Source organism: Chryseobacterium indologenes (genome assembly GCF_002025665.1).
Classification (GTDB): Bacteria; Bacteroidota; Bacteroidia; order Flavobacteriales; family Weeksellaceae; genus Chryseobacterium; species Chryseobacterium metallicongregator.
Window position 1 is genome coordinate 1736312 of sequence record NZ_CP018786.1, and the last position, 15562, is coordinate 1751873.

13 protein-coding genes are annotated in these 15562 nt (G+C 36.9%); 11 read left to right on the forward strand and 2 right to left on the reverse strand.

Translation table 11 applies throughout. The features are described from left to right. Positions 1 to 48 precede the first annotated feature (48 nt). The 4 genes from BUE84_RS07830 (at position 49) to BUE84_RS07845 (ending at position 3965) form a co-directional block, all read left to right on the forward strand. A complete protein-coding gene (locus BUE84_RS07830; RefSeq protein WP_079241142.1) occupies positions 49 to 498 on the forward strand; it encodes a low molecular weight protein-tyrosine-phosphatase in 450 nt (149 codons plus the stop codon). A 5-nt stretch (positions 499 to 503) separates the two neighbouring features. Beyond that, the gene (locus tag BUE84_RS07835) at positions 504 to 1004 is read left to right on the forward strand and encodes a nuclear transport factor 2 family protein (RefSeq protein ID WP_079243888.1); all 501 of its coding nucleotides are present in this window, start codon (positions 504 to 506) and stop codon (positions 1002 to 1004) included. A 4-nt stretch (positions 1005 to 1008) separates the two neighbouring features. Then, positions 1009 to 1707: an SAM-dependent methyltransferase gene (locus BUE84_RS07840; RefSeq protein WP_079241143.1), complete on the forward strand. Its 699-nt coding sequence runs from the start codon at positions 1009 to 1011 to the stop codon at positions 1705 to 1707. Between the two features lie 455 nt (positions 1708 to 2162). Continuing rightward, positions 2163 to 3965, forward strand: a complete 1803-nt coding sequence (locus BUE84_RS07845) for a lytic polysaccharide monooxygenase (protein ID WP_079241144.1) — start codon at positions 2163 to 2165, stop codon at positions 3963 to 3965. Positions 3966 to 4100: 135 nt separating this feature from the next. On the opposite strand, the gene BUE84_RS07855 is transcribed toward BUE84_RS07845, so the two are convergent. Next, on the reverse strand, positions 4101 to 4994 hold the full coding sequence (locus BUE84_RS07855; RefSeq protein ID WP_079241146.1) for a DUF4349 domain-containing protein: 894 nt from the start codon (positions 4992 to 4994) through the stop codon (positions 4101 to 4103). Between the two features lie 180 nt (positions 4995 to 5174). On the opposite strand from BUE84_RS07855, the gene BUE84_RS07860 reads away from it, so the two are divergent. After that, the gene (locus BUE84_RS07860) at positions 5175 to 6242 is read left to right on the forward strand and encodes a DUF2891 domain-containing protein (RefSeq protein WP_079241147.1); all 1068 of its coding nucleotides are present in this window, start codon (positions 5175 to 5177) and stop codon (positions 6240 to 6242) included. On the opposite strand, the gene BUE84_RS07865 is transcribed toward BUE84_RS07860, so the two are convergent. After that, on the reverse strand, positions 6239 to 6712 hold the full coding sequence (locus BUE84_RS07865; protein ID WP_079241148.1) for a DUF962 domain-containing protein: 474 nt from the start codon (positions 6710 to 6712) through the stop codon (positions 6239 to 6241). The genes BUE84_RS07860 and BUE84_RS07865 overlap by 4 nt on opposite strands. Before the next feature lie 74 nt (positions 6713 to 6786). On the opposite strand from BUE84_RS07865, the gene BUE84_RS07870 reads away from it, so the two are divergent. From BUE84_RS07870 to BUE84_RS07895, 6 genes are all read left to right on the forward strand, one after another. Next, positions 6787 to 7632 carry a helix-turn-helix domain-containing protein gene (locus BUE84_RS07870; protein ID WP_079241149.1) on the forward strand — a complete coding sequence of 282 codons (846 nt, stop codon included), beginning with the start codon at positions 6787 to 6789 and terminating at the stop codon, positions 7630 to 7632. Positions 7633 to 7721: 89 nt separating this feature from the next. Beyond that, on the forward strand, positions 7722 to 9032 hold the full coding sequence (locus BUE84_RS07875) for a TolC family protein (RefSeq protein WP_079241150.1): 1311 nt from the start codon (positions 7722 to 7724) through the stop codon (positions 9030 to 9032). Between the two features lie 22 nt (positions 9033 to 9054). After that, positions 9055 to 10170 carry an HlyD family secretion protein gene (locus BUE84_RS07880; RefSeq protein WP_079241151.1) on the forward strand — a complete coding sequence of 372 codons (1116 nt, stop codon included), beginning with the start codon at positions 9055 to 9057 and terminating at the stop codon, positions 10168 to 10170. Positions 10171 to 10279: 109 nt separating this feature from the next. Continuing rightward, entirely contained in the window at positions 10280 to 11872 is a 1593-nt protein-coding gene (locus BUE84_RS07885; protein ID WP_079241152.1) for an MFS transporter, read from the forward strand. A gap of 353 nt (positions 11873 to 12225) precedes the next feature. Then, positions 12226 to 14436, forward strand: a complete 2211-nt coding sequence (locus BUE84_RS07890) for a TonB-dependent receptor (protein WP_079241153.1) — start codon at positions 12226 to 12228, stop codon at positions 14434 to 14436. A 104-nt stretch (positions 14437 to 14540) separates the two neighbouring features. Further along, positions 14541 to 15353 carry a siderophore-interacting protein gene (locus BUE84_RS07895; RefSeq protein WP_079241154.1) on the forward strand — a complete coding sequence of 271 codons (813 nt, stop codon included), beginning with the start codon at positions 14541 to 14543 and terminating at the stop codon, positions 15351 to 15353. Positions 15354 to 15562 lie beyond the last annotated feature (209 nt).

Genomic DNA, 15562 nt, shown 5'->3' on the forward strand with positions numbered 1-15562 from the left:
TTTATTTAGTTTTGTCGTGAGAAAAGACTCTTTTTAAATACACGGGATATGAAAATATTAATGGTTTGTCTGGGGAATATATGCAGAAGCCCCTTGGCGGAAGGAATTATGAAAGCAAAACTACCGGAGCATTATACGGTGGATTCTGCCGGAACTATTTCAATGCATGAAGGTGAACATCCTGATAAAAGAGCCATTAAAACGGCTGCTAATCATCATATTGATATATCCGGACAAAGATCAAGACCTATCACCAGAAGAGACTTTGAAACCTTTGATAAAATCTACTGTATGGATATTGACGTATTGGAAGATGTAGTTTCTAAAACTAAAAATGAAGAAGAACGTCAGAAAGTATCTTTGTTTTTAGAAGTATTGGGAGACCACAAAAATGCTGAGGTTCCGGATCCTTATTGGGGAGATATGAAAGATTTTGAAAAGGTTTTCCAGCTTTTGGATAAAGGATGCACTGCAATCAAAAACCAAATATCAAAATAATAATCATGAAAAAACTGCTTTTACTGCTTTTGTTAAGCTTTAATTTTTCCTTTGCTCAAACCAAGGATGAAACTGAAATCCGCAAGGTAATGGATGATTTCATGGGATGTATCAAATCCAGAGATGAAGCCAGATATCTTTCTTTATTCCAGGAACCGGTGCTCTGGACTGGAATTTATAAAGACAGAACACAGGCCAAACGTTTGGAGAAAAACCCTAAGGCAGATTATTACTTTGCAGATGATTATAAAGCTTTTATCAAGAGTTTTAAAGATGATAAATCTGAAGAAAAATTTGACAATATTAAGATTGTGGAAGATGGAGCAATAGCTTCTGCCAATTTCGATTACAGTTTTTGGTATGATGGTAAAATGGAAAACTGGGGAAAGGAGATCTGGACATTAATGAAGATCAATGGAACCTGGAAAATCACCTCCGTTACCTTTTCTATGGATTTGACAAAATACTTCCTTCAACCTACATTAAACGAAAGAACTAAAAAATAATACAATGCTTTTTTTACTCCCTGCTTATTTATCTGAAAATACTTCTATCAATCATTTTTCGCCTGTTCTGAAGGATTATATCATGCAGACAGATTATTTCTTTGTGGAAAATGAGAAAACAGCGCGAAAGGTTGTGAAATTTTTTGCTCCTGAAAAAAAACAGGCCGATCTGAAGTTGTTCTTATTGGATAAATACACTGAAAATGCAGATATCAAGGAAGCTCAGGAGCTGATGATGAAAGGGCAGGACTTTGGATTACTGTCGGAAGCCGGATTGCCTTGTATTGCAGATCCCGGAAACCTGATTGTAAAATGGTGTCATGAGAAAAACATCAGAGTGATCCCAATTTCAGGGCCTTCATCCATTATTCTGGCTTTAATTTCCAGTGGTTTTAATGGTCAGGAATTTACTTTTCATGGTTATCTGCCAATTGATAAAGGAGAGAAAAAGAAACAGATTATGAATCTTGAGAGCCTTGTTCAGAAAACCGGATATTCACAGATTTTCATGGAAACTCCTTACAGAAATAACCAGCTTTTTGAAGATTTATGTAAGTTTTTATCGCCTAATACAAAACTTTGTATTGCTGCCAATATCAACGATCCGGAATATGAATTCATCAAGACAAAAACCATAAAAGACTGGCAAAAACAAAAGCCGGAACTTCATAAAATTCCTGCAGTATTTGTACTTGGGAAATAAATATGATTCCTTTTGAAGATAATTTTAGGATTTTTAAAATTTACTGGCTGAGAGAATGATCAATTCTCTCATTTTTTTTAGTAATTGCATACAAATCATATAATTGTCAGTGTTTTGTATTTCATTGTCCCTCTATGCTCTATTTAATATTGATTCATATGAAAAATATTTCAACAAAATGTGATTAATTGTTTAATTTTTTGTACTTTTATATTTTGACATGTTGTAATTATATGTTAATAATATGTTATGAATTATTATTTTATGTTTTAATTTGAAGTATTGGCTAATTTGTGTTATTTAATTCGGTTTTTATTGAAAATTTTATAATTTAAATTATTTAATGAATTTAAACTAATAGCTCTTTCATTTCTTTAGTTATCTGGAGTGCAATGGTTTGAAAAATTAGCTTTTAGAAAATTGATCTTATAAAATCAACACCAAAATATTAAAATATGATGACACGTAAATTTTTTCTTCCGGTATTGCTGATGATGGCGATACTGGTACCTTCTCTAATTCATTTATCTGCACATGGATATGTAATGAGCCCTGCCTCAAGAGGCTATCAGGGAAGTCTGGATAAGGCTACCCTCGGTTATTCTGCAGCATTTAGCATCTATGGATCTATCATTAATGAACCTGGATCCCTGGAAGCCCCAAAAGGCTTTCCTGCATTAGGGCCGGCAGACGGAAAGATTGCTTCTGCTAACGGAAGTATAGGGGGAGACACCACATTGGATATCCAAACTGCTGACCGATGGAAGAAAACCAATATCACCACCGGAGTGAACGCTTTTATCTGGAAATATCTGGCTTACCATGCCACTGCGAAATGGCATTATTATATGACAAAGCAGGGCTGGAATCCCAATCAGCCGCTTTCCCGTCAGGATCTTGAACTTATAGGTACAATTACGCATAATGGAACACCACCACAGGACAATGTTTCTCATCAGATTACAGTTCCTGCTAACCGTACTGGTTATCATATTATTTTAGCGGTCTGGGATGTTGCAGATACCACCAATGCATTCTATAATGTAATTGATGTTAACGTCACCTCCGGAACAGGAGTTTCTGCACCCGCTACTCCAACAGGATTAACACAAGTAGGAGTAACAAGCTCTTCTGCTAAAATAAGCTGGAATCCACAATCAGATGCAGTATCCTATAACGTTTTTCGTAATGGTCAAAATATTCAGCAGGTAAGTACACCTACTTTTCAGGATATGGGCTTAGCTGCCAATACAATTTACACCTATGAAATACAGGCGAAAGGTTCTTCAGGGCTCACATCAGGAAAAAGCGCGCCACTCAATGTAAAAACGAATAGTGAAGGCGCTCTCGAAAAACCTACAGCACCATCAAACCTCCACTCAATGGAAGTTACTGAAAATTCAGTTTCATTGATGTGGATGGCTTCTACTCATTCGCAGGGAATCAAGAATTATCAAATCTTTGAAAATGGAATCAAGGTAGGAGAGACTGTGCAAACAAGCTTTTTACGAACAGGATTAGCACAAGATACAGAATATCGGTACATTGTTAAATCGGTTGCCGTGAACGATCAGTTATCTGATGCCAGCAATGAATTAAAAATCAGAACTAAGAAAGTGATACCAGGAAATGGTCAATCCTATTGTGGAGCAGAGCAATATAATGCTGCTAATGCATATCCTACCGCAGGAGTGAAAGTTTTCTACTCTTGTAAGATCTGGAAAAACAAATGGTATGCGAATCCGGGAGAACTACCAGGAATCAATATGGTATGGGAAGAAGTAAGTACTTGTACCGAAGGCCCTGGTTGTGAATCCAGCGGTCCGGTTACGTATTGTGGCGCTCAGGAATATAATATGTCAAAAACGTATCCAACAACAGGAACAAAGGTTTTCCATGCCTGCAAAATCTGGGAAAACAAATGGTATGCAAATCCGGGAGAAGCACCGGGAAGTAACGCTGTCTGGAAAGTGATAAGTGACTGTAATGAAGGGCAAAGTTGCAAAACATCGTCTTTTGCTAACAAAGAGAATGATCTTTCAATTATTGTATCGGAATATATGATCAATTTTGCACCAGAAACTTATTATGGTAAAATAAGCAGAGTAGATGTCATCACCCCTCAAGGACTTCAGATCATAACTTTCATGAATCCGGGGCATAATAATATGAATATAAGTCGACTTCAGTCTGGAATCTATTTTTTAAAGATTCAGTATAAAGATGGAAGCAGTATTACCAAATCCATAAGAAAGTAATTTTTTTAAAATATTTAACAGCTCTTAACAAGACTATTGCATTGTTATTGATTTTAAACAAGTACTGGAAACAGTATAAATTGTTGATAATGCAGTGAAAATCCGGGCATCGCAGATGCCCGGATTTTTTATTATTTAATTCTGATTTTTCTTTTTTGATTTCCATTTTCTCCAAAGCAAAATAATAACAGGAATAAGTAAAAAGAAGGGCCATAACGAAACCATTCCCAGCAGAAAACCTACAAAACTGTTCCACCCTTCTGTCAGAGAATCTATAAAGCGGCTTCCGAAACCAATTTTGGAAGTGGTTGAGCTTCTTACTTTCTCTTTATATAAGTTTAAATTCAAAGTACTGTAATTCACACGGTCATCAATAAAACGTAGGCTACCTTCAGCAATGTCAATCTCATCTTCCAATTCGCGGATATTTTCCTGAATTTCCAACATATCTTTTGTGGTAGCAGCCTTTTTAAGCATTTCACGGTATTTTTCAAGATATATCTTTTTGTTGGCCAGCTTTATCGCTATATCAGTATATTCTTCAGTTACATCATTGGATGAAATATTTTTAGACAGAACAGTTCCTACACCGTCTGAAAAGGAATTGATCAGTGCATCAAAATTTTTATGAGGCACACGGATGATCAGAGTAAGATTATCATCCATATCCGTATTTTGAAATTCTTCTTTCTGGATATAGGCATTGTTTTTCTTAATGATTTCATTGACCTGGTTCTGCGTTTTTTTAATATCACCCACCTGAATCTTCATATCTCCGTTTTTGATGATTTTTTTGGAAATTGTATCTGTTTTCTTTGGAGTGTAAACACCTTTGTTGATCCCATTTTCATCGGAGACTAGCTTTTCGGAAACAGAAAGTGATGGAGGTATGGGGGCGGAGGCTGCAGAAGGTACTTTATCTTCGGTTATAACTTCCATCAGATCGGCTTTTACCTCGTGTTTTTCACCACCTGATTGGCTGCAATTGATCAGAATAAGACCTGACATTAGGAAAATAATTTTTTTCATAGGTTAGTTAGTTTTTTATGGGTATGATCAAAAAGTGTGCACAAAAATGATTATTTATAAGATTGGTTAAAAAATTAAAATGAAAGAAAAATTTAATATAAAATCAGTAAATAGAAGAAATAGCTGGGAAACCGGCTTGAAAAATTACTTAAACTGATAAATTATTTCTATTTTTAATTCATGAAAAAAAGTCTTTTAGCATTAGTGTTTTCTCCATTTCTGATGTATGCCCAGGAAGTTCCAAAACTTACAGACGAAATGGCCATGAAATTGTCCGATAAGCCTCTTCACTGTATCAATCAGGAATATCCAAATAAAACAGCTCATATTATCAATAATGCTGGCGAAGTTCCTTTGACTCCCAAAGATCTTCACCCTAGTTTTTATGGGTGTTTCGACTGGCATAGCTCTGTTCACGGACATTGGATGCTGACAAGACTTTTAAAAACAAAACCTAATCTCTCCAATGCCAAAGAGATTGAAAAAATTCTGGATGAATCATTTCAAAAGGAAAAACTTCAGACAGAAGCAGATTACTTTACAAAATATCAGCTGACAGGAACTTTTGAAAGAACCTATGGCTGGGCGTGGATCTTAAAACTGGATGAAGAACTCACGACCTGGGATCATCCAAAAGCTAAAATATGGCATGAAAACCTGAAACCGCTCACGGATCAGATTCTGAAGTCATGGAAGACCTATCTTCCAAAACAAACCTATCCCAACAGAACCGGAGTTCATCCTAATACGGCATTTGCAATGGCATTTGCCATAGATTGGGCAAGAGCCAATAAAGATAAAGTGTTTGAAAATCAGTTGATGGAAAAGGCAAAATACTTTTTCTTAAAAGATCAGAAAACACCAGCTTATCTGGAGCCGGACGGTTCGGATTTCTTTTCGCCAAGTCTGGAAATTGCAGATCTGATGCGAAGAGTTCTTCCTCAAAAAGAATTTGTACAGTGGCTGAATGCTTTTTACGAAAAAAAAAGCCTGGAGAATGTTGAAAAAATTCCGGTAGTAAGTGATCTTAGCGATTATCAGACGGTTCACCTGGTAGGATTGTCTTTTTCCAAAGCATGGTGTATGAAAGGAATTTCAAGTGCACTTCCTGCCAATCATCCCCTGAAAAAGGATTTCAGAAAAACTGCAGACGTATTTCTTACCAATGGGCTGCCTTTGCTTTTCCAGGGAAATTATGGAGGAGACCACTGGCTGGCAAGTTTTGCTGTATATGCTCTGGAAGATTAATATTTGATTCCTGTTTTTTTCAGAATAAAGCCTAAAAGCCAGATCGGTCCTATCAGAAGAAACTGCAGATCTTTGAGGAAAGTGGGCTTTTTCCCTTCAATTTTATGACCTATAAACTGAAAAATCCAGGTGATAATAAATACACTAAGGTAAACCATCCATGACTGTCTTCCAACATTAATATTGGTCAGATAGATAAAATGCTCCATAATGAGCATTATTACAATCATCACAATAGCGATCCGAAAAGACAGTCTTATATAGAACAGCGTGATCAGAATAATTGCAATAATACTTATGATGCTGGCACATCCGAAGTAGGAAGCGCAGAAATGAGGGGAAGGAATCAGGGATGCAAAACCTAGGATTGTCCAGAAAATTAAGGGTACGCAAATCCAGTGAATAAACTTGTTGGTCGCATTTCTGTGACTTTTACTGTATTCGGCAAATAATAAATCGACCTTTCTCATGCTGATGGAAAATTGGATTCCTGCTAAAATAATAAAATTTTGTAATCACTGGTAAGATTGCTTACATTTGTCTTATGTCTGCCCTGGAAAAATTTGGCGTTGATATTTTTACCGAACATAATATTTTCGAGCGAATAGCTGTGGGTAAACCGTTTCGTCCCGAAAATCCTGCATTTATTTTTATTAAATCCGGCACCATAAAACTTCGTCAGCATTTCAGTGATCTGGAAGTTTCTGCTAATATGTTTATGGTAACCGATCCGCAAACTATCTATGAAGTGGTAGGAGTTACTGATGATTTTCAGTCGAGGATGGTTTCTTATAAAAGAGGATTTATTTCTGCTTTATCATTAAAATTTAATCGTTTGATTACTTATCGTTATTTCAGGCAGCAGATGAATAAAGGAGTTCCTTTTCCAGAGGACGAAATGGAAGTGGTCTGGAAAAGCGTCAATTTCCTGAAATATATCCTGGATTCTGATACGGAAATGCTTTACAAGAAAGAAATGGTGGAGCATCTTTTCTCTGTATTTTGCTATCAGATGGCAGGAATCATTTCCAAGGAAGATAACAGTTCTATGAATCAGATGTCCAGACAGGAAGAAATTGTATTTGTATTTCTTACTGATCTTTCGGAATATCATCTTACGGAAAGGACTGTTGAGTTTTATGCCGAACGGCAATCAATTACAACCAGACATCTTTCCGCAGTAGTGAAGACCATTACAGGAAAGTCTGCAAGCCAAATCATCGCTTTAATTGTGATCAATGAGGCGAAGGTACTCTTAAACTCTTCCAGTAAACCGGTTTCAGAAATTTCTTCTATTCTCGGATTTAGCGATCAATACTCATTTTCTCACTTTTTTAAGAAGCATCTGGAGGTGAGTCCTACACAGTACAGACATCAGTTTGAAAACTAAAATCTTACATTTGAACATCTTTTTCCAAAAATCAAACATTTGATTGATTTTGTTGTTGACCTAACTTTGCATCTGTAAAACAAGGTAAAATGACAAAGAAAATAAAAACAGCACTATCTGTATTGATAGCAGCTTTTCCTGCGCTGTTTTTTTCACAACAGATTAAGCAGATGACCGCAAGTGAGGTAGCGGAACTCGCTGTTCAGAATCACCAGCAGCTCAAGGTTTCTGCACAGAACATTGGTATTGCAAAACAAAATACGAATGTCGTTAAGCTTCAGAAACTTCCTACGATCACAGCTTCTACAAGTCAGTTCTATTTAGGAGATGCAGTAGCTATTGACAAAGACTTTTCGAATTCTACAAACGTTCCGATGCCACATTATGGAAGTTCATATGCTGTACAGGCAACACAATTGATCTTCAAAGGAGGATTGGTGAATAAATCTATTGAAATGGCAGGGCTTCGTGAACAGCTTTCGGAACTGGATTTAGAGAAAAATAAGCAGGATGTGAAATTTTTAGTGATTTCTAATTACTTGGACGTCTATAAAATTATCAATCAGGAAGAGGTATTTCAGAATAATAAAAAACTGGCTCTGGAACGTCTGAAGAACATCCAGAAATTCTATCAGCAGGGAATGGTAACCCGAAACGAAGTGATACGTGGAGAATTGGCCATTAAAAACCTGGATCAGGGAATTCTTACCCTTACGAATAATAAGAAAATCCTTAATTATAATCTGAATATTGCATTAGGTTTATCTTCAGACACAGAGATTATTCCTACAGAAAATCTGGAAAATAAAGAATCCGGAATAGGAATGGGATATTATACGGATCTTGCTCATGAAAGCAATCCGTTACTGAAATCTGCTCAAAAAAATATTGCGGTGGCAGATAAGAATATTGAGATCATAAAAACGGATAATGCACCTACTTTGGCCGGATTTGGTGGATATACGCTGCAAAGACCGATTACGACAAGAAATCCTGTTTTGGATATGTATTCAGGAGGCTGGCAGACCGGAGTTTCTTTAAGCTATAATATCGATACTCTTTTTAAAACAAAAGAAAAAGTAAAATTAGGTGAGCTGCAAAAGAATCAGGCGAATGATGCCATGACTCTGGTACAGCAGAATGTAGATATGGGAGTGAATGCTGCCTATACAAAATATCAGGAAGCGATTCAGCAAGCTGATATTCTGAATGATTCCAAAAGACTGGCGGAAGAAAACTACAAGATTACAGAAGCCAAGTATTTGAACCAATTGGCTGTGCAGGCAGAAATGATTGATGCACAGAACCAGAAACTACAGTCAGAACTGGATTATGCAAATGCTGAGATCAATGTTCTTTATCAGTATTACAACCTTTTGAAATCTACAGGAACACTTTAATTTTTAAAACTGAAAATCAACAATGGAAAACAAGGAACAAACTACTCAAAATACAACACCAACTCCAGCAAAACCTGCTGTAGAAAATAAGAAAAAGAAAAATAAAACCAATAAAATCAGAGCTATTATTTCCAATATCATAGTCTTTCTGGTGATCGGTTTCGGTTTATTCTGGTTAATACGTGAATATTTCCATATCGGAAGCAAAACCTATACAGAAGCGGCACAGGTAGAGGAATTTATTAATCCTATCAACACCAGAGTTTCAGCTTACATCAAAGAAATTAAATTCATAGAACATCAGCGTGTAAAAAAAGGAGATACTTTGGTCATTCTTGATGAACGCGAAATACTTACCCAGCTGGGCCAGGCAGAAGCAGCTTATCAGAATGCAATGGCTCAAAAAACGGCAACAAGTTCTTCCGTGAATACGGTTTCCAACAATATCAATGTAATGCAGTCCAATATTGCAGGAGCAAAAGCGAGATTATGGAATGCCGAGCAGAATTTAAACCGATATAAAAACCTTTTGGTAGCTGAAGCTGTTACCAGACAGCAATATGATCAGGTAAAAACAGAATATGATGCTCAAAAGGCAGCTTATGAAACGTTAGTGAATCAGAAACAATCCGCCAACCTTTCTACTACAGAAGTGAAAAGCAGATTGGGAATTAATGATGCCGAAATTAAAAGAACAAAATCTGCTCTGGATATGGCAAGAATCAATCTTTCGTATACTGTTATTACAGCACCTTATGATGGAGTAATGGGAAGAAGAACCATCTCCGAAGGTCAGTTGATCCAGCCGGGGCAACAGGTGGCAACCATCGTTCTGAATGGTCAGAAATGGGTAACCGCCAACTTCCTGGAAAGCCAGATGCCCAATATTAAAGTAGGTGAGAAAATTTCCATGACAGCTGATGCTTTAGGTGGTAAAAAATTCGAAGGAGTAGTCACAGCAGTTTCAGCGGCTACCGGTTCAAGATATTCAAATGTACCTACAGATAACTCTACCGGAAATTTCATTAAAGTACAGCAGAGAATTCCTGTAAGAATAGAGTTTACAGCTTCCAACAAAAAAGAAGATCTGGATAAACTGAGTGCCGGAATGAATATGAATGTAAATATTGGGCAGTAATTTAAAGATTTAATCATTGAAAGATTAAAAGATTGGAAAATACAGAAGTTAAGCTGAAAACTTTCAGTTACTAACTTCTAGTTTCTAACCTCTAACTTCTAACTTCATCATGTACAACAAAGGATTATATAATGACTGGGTGCCAAAACCCGTGCAGCTACTGCTGATTGTATTACTGCTTGCTGTAGTAATGCCTATTGGTGGGGTGTATACGGGAAATATCAGTTCTCTTGTGAATGGTACCGGAGCCATGACAGAATATTTTATGTGGGCTAACTACGCAACTACTATTGGGATGGGAGCCTGTATGCCTGTGGTTCTCAGAATCAAAATGAGATTCAAAGTAAGGGATAAGTTGGTTTTACTGCTGGTACTTTTAGGATTGCTCAGCTATGTAAACGGAACTACTTTACAGCCAATGATTTTCATCTTTACTTCTCTTTTGATTGGTTTTATGAAGATGATGGTTACCATAGAGCTGTTCCTCCCACTGATGGTTATGATTGGAAACCGCGGGATGTTTTACGGAGCTTTTTATACCTTCGTTCTTGTCATGAACCAGTTAGCTACCTATTATGCTGCTGAGTTTGCCCTTCTTTACAATTGGCAACAATTTTACCTTTTCACAGCAGTTTTATGCTTTATTTTAGCCTTAATACACTGGATTTTTATGCATGATAAATATTTTGCATTAAAAGTCCCTCTGCACTATATTGACTGGCTGAGTATTTTGCTTTTCATTTCAACGTTCATGTTTTCAGCATACGTTTATTCTTTTGGAAGACAGCAGGACTGGTTCAATTCCAAGAATATCATGAATGCAAGTATTGCTGCTTTTGTGAGTTTTGCACTGCTTTCTATTCGTCAGCTCACTTTAAAACGACCGTATCTTTCATTCAAAATCTTCAAAAAAAATAATGTACAGAATGGATTGTTTATGCTTTTCTGGCTGGGAATGTTTTTAGGAACAGCTTCTATTCAGAATACTTTTGCAGTGGGAGTATTAGGATATGATCAATTGACCAATACCAGACTAAGTTTATTGATGATTCCCGGAATTATTTTAGCCGGAATCATTGCCATTTTCTGGTTCAAAAAAGAAAAACCTTTGAAAATGTACATTTTTTCAGGTTTTGCAGCAATGATCGGGTACTCCATTATTATGTACTTTTCTATGGTATTGGAGTTCAGTTATGACAACTGGTATCTGCCGATGTTTTTAAAGGGCTATGGAATGTGTTCACTGTTTATTTCCGTATGGTTTTATACACTGGATAAACTTGAAATGGATGAAATGCTGGCTGCCATCGGACTTGTATTGGTTTGGAGAACCTTCCTGGCTGTAGGAATTTTTTCTACACTGTACTCATGGTTTCAATACCGTTTCCAAGTTACAGCAATAGGTGATCTTGCTGTTTATATGGATGGGATAACTATTACTCCTCAAAATGTAGCGGCTAATATGAAAGCGATTCAGCTTAATGCCATTATCATAGCCACCAAAAAGATATTCGGATATATTATTTTAGTCGGATTTGCGGTATTGATTTATGTTGCGACCCATCATTTTGGAGCAAAACGATTCCAGTATTTCAGATTTATAAGAGTTTTGGGAGGTAAATCCGTTATTGCGAGAAGAAGACTTCGTGAAAGAAAAAAATTATTAGAAGAAATAAAAGATGCAGCAGGGCCTGCAGTATAAAAGATACCTTGTTTTTCACTAGTAAAATCCTGGTCCTTCATTGGGCTGGGATTTTACGTTTTTAAGAAGATGTCAGATTTTAAACTTTTTGAAACATTAAGATTGTATTAAGGTGTTTAGAGTATTAAGATGAGCTTCGCTTTAAGCTTTAAAAATCAGAATGTTTATCTTAACTATACTTTATTCTTTAAATTTTTCTTAATGGTTTTTAATATATATCCAGATTTAGAAAACTTTTCTGTAAAAAGATGTTTACCATCATAAAATAAGGGAAAATCTCATATTTTGTTATTTTTATTCTTTCTAAATAAGAATTATCTTTGTGAGATTATAAAAACTTTGAAGTAGAAAGAATGAAAAAGCAGTATGCATTCATAGGTCTTTTGGTTTCGGGAGTGATGATTTCCCAGACCGTGAAAGATTCTATTGCCTCTAAAGGTATTGAAGATGTGGTGATCGTAGCCTCCAGAAAACCTACAAAAATTTCTGAAGTTCCGGGAACGGTTTGGGTCGTACAGAAAGAAAAAATTCAGGAACAGGCTAAAAGCGGAGTTCCCATCAAAGAAATGTTATCGATTCTTATTCCTTCTATGGATATTGGTCCACAGGGAAGAACCAATTACGGACAGAATATGAGAGGACGTTCTGCGCTGGTGATGATCGATGGTGTTTCTCTGAACAGTATCCGTGCCATCAGCCGCCAGCTGGATGCTATTGATCCCTTTAATATTGAAAGAATAGAGGTGCTTTCAGGAGCAAGTTCAATTTATGGAGGTAATGCGACTGGTGGAATCATCAATATTATTACAAAAATCCCTTCCAAAAAAGGAATCAGTGGAGAGACAGAACTGGGAGTGCGTACAGGATTTATGGGCAAAGACGACCATGACTTCCGTGCAGCTCAGTCTATTGCAGCCAAAGGGGATAAGTTCTTCGGAAGATTAGGAATTGCTTACCAGCAAAATGGAGGAGTGTATGGCGCTGACCAGAAGCAGCTTTTTACAGATATTACCCAGACTGACCTTCAGTATAACCAGTCGATTGACATTTTGGCTACAGGAGGATATCAGTTTAATAATAAACATAAAATAACAGCTTCCCTTCAGTATTACAATTCTAAATTTAATGGAGACCGAAGTTTATTTTTAGGCGAAAATCTGAGTGCATTTACTACAAAAAATGCTTCATTGCTGGAAATGAGAGATGGGTTCTCTTCCGATAAAAATGTAGGAACAGAACGTTATATGGCAACTGTAGCGTATAATGCAAACGATATCTTAGGCGGGCAGGATTTGTATGTGCAATTGGCTACCCGTGGTGAAAAATTAGGATTCTATCCATTTCCTGGAAATGTTACCCTGCAGACGGGAAAAGTACCTTATATGTCCTCTTCACAGCAGGATACTTATTATTCAGGGATTAAAGCTTTACTATCCAAATCATGGCGAGGACTGAATGTTACTTATGGAGCTGATTTCGATTTTGAAAAGTTTGAAGGAACACAATCTGTTTATGATATTGCAAAAACAATGTCTAGCGGTGGTTTAATTAATGAAACAAAATACAGCTTGGGAAGATACCCAACCAATCATTCACAGAGCTACGCAGGATATATTCAGGCAAAATATAATATTCTTCCCAAATTACAGCTGAATGGAGGGATTCGTTATCAGCATATCAATGTGAAAATGGATGACTTTGTGGGTTCAGAACAGCAAACACAGATTGCAATGGGTTATGGAAGCTCAGCATCTGCAATTCCGGGAGGCGAAAGTTCTTATAATGTGACCTTAGCCAATGCCGGATTGTTGTATAAATTCAATGAAAAGCATCAGATTTGGGGAACATTTTCTCAGGGAGCAAGTTTAGCTGATCCTGCCAAGTTTTATGGAATTGGGCAATATAAATTGGTGGGAACAAACTGGAATGTGGTATCCAGTATCAATGTAAAAGAACAGCCGCTTCAGGCCATTAAGACCAATCAGTTTGAGCTGGGTTACCGTGTCAACAGAGGTGGTTTAAGAGCTCAGATTGCGGGATTCCTGAGTAATTCTGATAAAACGGTTGCCGTTGATAAAAAGACCTTCCAGATTCTCGTGAATGATTTGAAATTAAGAAACATGGGAATTGAAGCTGAGGTTTCTTACGCTTTACACAATGGAGTTTATTTCGGAGCAAGCGGACTTTTGATCAAATCTGAGGTAGATAATAAAGGGGAATGGCAGAAACAGGAAATTTACAATGCTTCTCCTTCCAAATTGGTAACCTATATCGGATATAACATTCAAAACTGGTCATTCAGATTCCAGTCTTTGCAGAATTTCAAACAGAAAGACGAACTTAATAATGCTGTGGAAGGTTATAATACTTCAGATCTGATGATGGGATACCGTTTCAACTGGGGTAAATTCAATCTGGGAATCCAGAACCTGTTTAATACCGATTATCAAACCATCTGGAGCAAACGTTCCCAGGTTTTATATTCTACTTACGGACTTCCGGAACTGTTTAATTATAAAGGAAGAGGAAGAACATTCAACCTTTCTTACACTTTTGAATTCTAGAAAATAAGATGAAGGTAAAAATGCCTTGATCTGAAAACATATTGTATTTCAAATCCGGTTTCTGAATCAATCGGAAACCGGATTTTAATTTTAAAAAATCAGTTATGGCCAAAATTTCAACAGGGCAGATTGTTGCCGAAGTAACCAGAAAAGAATACATTACTGACCATTTTATCAGAGTGTATTTGTATTCACCGGAAGTTCAGTTGTTCAGGAACACGATGGTGGGAGATAATAATAAAATTGCCGTTCCACCTACTGGATTGAACGAAATTCATTTTCCGACTTTGGATGAAAATCATCAGTGGATATATCCGCCTAAAGAAGTCGCTCCGGCAATCAGAACCTATACTCACAGAGGAATTGATCTTGAGAAAAATGAATTAATTATTGATTTTGTAGACCACGGAGACGGTGGCCCGGCTTCCCGATGGGTGAGAGAGGCTGAAGCAGGCTCAAAATTGGGTGTGATGATGCGTTTGGAGGGAAAAGAGCTGTATCCCGCTGCAGATTGGTATCTGTTGGTAGGAGATGCTACAGCCATTCCGGTGATCAGTGCCATCCTGGAAACGCTTCCTGAAACGGCAAAAGGAATATGCATCATTGAAGTTCATGGAAAGGAAGATGAACAAATGCTTGAAACCAAAGCCCAGATTGACTTTAAATGGTTACACAATGCACAGCCTCAGATCAGCAGCGAAATTGCCAATGTGGTAAAAAGCATTGAGATCCCCGAGACGGCAAAATTTGGTTATGTTGCCTGTGAATTTTCAAGTGTGAAAGAAATCCGCACCTATCTGAGAAAAGAAAAAAACTGGACTTCACAGGAATTATATGCTTATTCTTATTGGAAAGCTGGGGTTGCAGAGAATGAATCTCAGGCGGACAGACATAAAGAGAAGGATTCGATGGAGTAGGTGGCAGGTTTTAGGGATTAGGGATTAGGGATTAGGGATTAGGGAGATATTCTGTAAAATATTGATGGAAGCCCATTGATGTCAATAGTGAATTTTGCTTCGGAAGTGAATGGTGAATTTTTTTATAGAGCTAGAACGTCTATCTTTAATTTTAAGAATCCACAAAATAAACTTGCGACAAAAGAAACCAGCAACTCGTACCTCGCAAC

What these genes read in the sequence shown, in the direction of transcription:
- BUE84_RS07830 (WP_079241142.1), top strand. Translation starts at nt 49, where the DNA reads ATGAAAATATTAATGGTTTGTCTGGGGAATATATGCAGAAGCCCCTTG.
- BUE84_RS07835 (WP_079243888.1), top strand. Translation starts at nt 504, where the DNA reads ATGAAAAAACTGCTTTTACTGCTTTTGTTAAGCTTTAATTTTTCCTTT.
- BUE84_RS07840 (WP_079241143.1), top strand. Translation starts at nt 1,009, where the DNA reads ATGCTTTTTTTACTCCCTGCTTATTTATCTGAAAATACTTCTATCAAT.
- BUE84_RS07845 (WP_079241144.1), top strand. Translation starts at nt 2,163, where the DNA reads ATGATGACACGTAAATTTTTTCTTCCGGTATTGCTGATGATGGCGATA.
- BUE84_RS07855 (WP_079241146.1), bottom strand. Translation starts at nt 4,994, where the DNA reads ATGAAAAAAATTATTTTCCTAATGTCAGGTCTTATTCTGATCAATTGC.
- BUE84_RS07860 (WP_079241147.1), top strand. Translation starts at nt 5,175, where the DNA reads ATGAAAAAAAGTCTTTTAGCATTAGTGTTTTCTCCATTTCTGATGTAT.
- BUE84_RS07865 (WP_079241148.1), bottom strand. Translation starts at nt 6,712, where the DNA reads ATGAGAAAGGTCGATTTATTATTTGCCGAATACAGTAAAAGTCACAGA.
- BUE84_RS07870 (WP_079241149.1), top strand. Translation starts at nt 6,787, where the DNA reads ATGTCTGCCCTGGAAAAATTTGGCGTTGATATTTTTACCGAACATAAT.
- BUE84_RS07875 (WP_079241150.1), top strand. Translation starts at nt 7,722, where the DNA reads ATGACAAAGAAAATAAAAACAGCACTATCTGTATTGATAGCAGCTTTT.
- BUE84_RS07880 (WP_079241151.1), top strand. Translation starts at nt 9,055, where the DNA reads ATGGAAAACAAGGAACAAACTACTCAAAATACAACACCAACTCCAGCA.
- BUE84_RS07885 (WP_079241152.1), top strand. Translation starts at nt 10,280, where the DNA reads ATGTACAACAAAGGATTATATAATGACTGGGTGCCAAAACCCGTGCAG.
- BUE84_RS07890 (WP_079241153.1), top strand. Translation starts at nt 12,226, where the DNA reads ATGAAAAAGCAGTATGCATTCATAGGTCTTTTGGTTTCGGGAGTGATG.
- BUE84_RS07895 (WP_079241154.1), top strand. Translation starts at nt 14,541, where the DNA reads ATGGCCAAAATTTCAACAGGGCAGATTGTTGCCGAAGTAACCAGAAAA.